3 protein-coding genes are annotated in these 2182 nt (G+C 50.5%); 1 reads left to right on the top strand and 2 read right to left on the bottom strand.

What is annotated here, in order from left to right:
* Nucleotides 1-257 precede the first annotated feature (257 nt).
* Together ACTG33_RS17035 and ACTG33_RS17030 are read right to left on the bottom strand one after the other, a co-directional pair.
* Complete coding sequence (locus tag ACTG33_RS17035) at nt 258-902, bottom strand: YigZ family protein (RefSeq protein WP_439136453.1); 645 nt, start codon at nt 900-902, stop codon at nt 258-260.
* Nucleotides 892-1446 carry a DUF6942 family protein gene (locus ACTG33_RS17030; protein WP_439136451.1) on the bottom strand — a complete coding sequence of 185 codons (555 nt, stop codon included), beginning with the start codon at nt 1444-1446 and terminating at the stop codon, nt 892-894. Before ACTG33_RS17030 ends, ACTG33_RS17035 begins: the two co-directional genes overlap by 11 nt.
* Nucleotides 1447-1627: 181 nt before the next feature.
* Between ACTG33_RS17030 and ylqF the strand changes: the two genes are divergently transcribed.
* Nucleotides 1628-2182, top strand: a 555-nt coding sequence (gene ylqF, locus ACTG33_RS17025; protein WP_439136449.1) for a ribosome biogenesis GTPase YlqF, incomplete at its 3' end; no start/stop codon positions are given.

The following is a 2182-nucleotide window of genomic DNA, read 5'->3' as shown; positions in this document are numbered from 1 at the left end:
GCCATGAAGATACAGTACAGGACTGCCATCGTGAGAATCCTCAAATATCTCGCCGCCCTCTTCTTTCAAGCGGTAGTGGAAGGAGACGACTTTGTCCTGACTAATCAACATGGCAATTCCTGATGTTTCGATATAGGTGAAAATAAGAGATGAGCGGACAAACGCCCGCTCTGGAAAGCCGAAGTATGGCGATTTCGCTCGTTTTTGGCAATCTGGAGGCAGTGATAGATACCAATATTTGAACTCCGCTAAGTGGATTACTCCAGAGTTTCAAAGACGGCTCCAATACCAGTCACGTACTGCTGCAATGCCGCCACGTCTTTATCAGGCAATTCCACCTGACAGCTGATCGTCTGCCCATAATCAACCGAAATCACACGCCCACCGCACTGATCCAGCCAGTGCCTCAGCGGTTGTTCCATTTCAAACCCACCATGGATTCTGCATTCACTGAATGGCACCAGTGTCTCAGTGACCAAATCCGCCATGGCCAGTTGGGCAGCATGACTGTAGGCGCGCACCAGACCACCCGCACCCAGCTTGATGCCGCCAAAATAGCGAATAACCACCAGCATGATATCGCCGACATTCTTATGCTGCAGTACATTGAGAATGGGCTTGCCAGCAGTACCACTGGGCTCGCCATCATCAGACATGGCCACCGTTGTAGGTGAATTGGGATTGCCAATCAGATAGGCCCAACAATGGTGGCGAGCATCCGGATAGTCCTGTTTCGCTTGATCCAGCAGTTGCATCGCCTGCTCACGATTCACAGCTCTCGCGGCCCGGGCAATAAAACGACTCTTTTTGATCTCATACTCCAACTCAATCGGAGCTTCAGGCACAAGAATTGTGGGGCGCTGACGCTTGTTATTGGCAGTAGCCGTTTTCTCAGCCGACATCATCAAGCTCCCTAACCAGATTGGCCAACCGTTCGATTCGCTCATTGCTTAGTTGACGATAATCCAGATATGGACACACGATCAATCGAGCCTCACGATTGATGGCAAAATGAGCATCCAGCCAGGTTAACGGCGGCAACGATAACTGAGCCGCGTAGGTTTTGCCCGCAATGATATGAATTCTGGAGGTATTATTGGGGTCCATCACAGGCCGACTGAATAACAGCATTTCACGGCTTCCTGATTGCAACAAGCCTTGATCCCGGTAGTCCTGCCAGCTGCCCGCCGCCGTGACTCCATGCCAGTTCAGAGCCTCCAAGAACTTGGCGTACACATTAAACACTTTGCGCCAGTGATTACTGGTATTGGCCACAATATGGGCAAGTTCGCCAGGAAGCAGAGGTTTCAAATGGTTGAGCGTTGGGTAATCGTCCAACTGAGGGCGATTTGCAAGATAAATCTCCAAATCAGCTTCTGAAGCACCCAAGCCAACTTCGCGCTCTGCGTTATGCTCAGTTTCAGCCCTACGCCCAGCTGTACTCATACACTCAGTTGCCCCCATCTAAATCCCGTATTCATGACCTTCAAAATCCCGTATTCAGGACTTAATGGTGGACGATGTTACACGAAACAGACCATTTATCCGCTTCAGATTAACAATCTGCTGTCATCCCAGTACAATGACGCCCTCCTCCCAGATCACTCCAGTTAAGGCACAACTCTTTATGGCGATTCAATGGTATCCCGGGCATATGCACAAAGCCCAAAAGGAGATAAAGGAAGTTCTGCCCCAAGTCGACCTTCTGATAGAGGTGCTGGATGCACGCATCCCCTTTTCCAGTGAGAACCCAGCCATCGCTCAGCTGCGTGGTGATAAGCCCTGTATCAAAGTACTGAGCAAGACCGATCTGGCCGATCCTGAAACCACGTTGTTGTGGCAGGAATATCTGGAGAAAGAGAAAAACGTCAAGACGCTGGCCATCACCACCGAACAACCGGGGAAAATGCGCTCCCTGATTGATTTGTGCCGCAAAATGCTGCCCGAGAAAGACGCCAGCGTTAAAACCATACACACCATGATCGTGGGCATTCCCAATGTGGGGAAATCCACTCTGATCAACACCCTTGCGGGAAAAACCATTGCCAAAACCGGTAATGAACCTGCCGTCACCAAAAGCCAACAGCGGATTAATCTGGGCAGTGGGATTATGCTGCTGGATACCCCGGGAATTCTGTGGCCAAAGGTAGAAAACCCCAAAAGCAGTTATCGCCTTGCAGCA

The sequence above is a fragment of the Pseudomaricurvus sp. genome (genome assembly GCF_965662505.1).
Taxonomy (GTDB): domain Bacteria; phylum Pseudomonadota; class Gammaproteobacteria; order Pseudomonadales; family Cellvibrionaceae; genus Pseudomaricurvus.
The sequence above is the reverse complement of the archived record's forward strand: the minus strand, read 5'-3'. Positions and strand labels throughout refer to the sequence as shown.

Bases quoted from the DNA above. Each gene is read 5' to 3' on its own strand.
- ACTG33_RS17035 (WP_439136453.1), bottom strand. From the start codon at position 902: ATGTCGGCTGAGAAAACGGCTACTGCCAATAACAAGCGTCAGCGCCCC.
- ACTG33_RS17030 (WP_439136451.1), bottom strand. From the start codon at position 1,446: ATGAGTACAGCTGGGCGTAGGGCTGAAACTGAGCATAACGCAGAGCGC.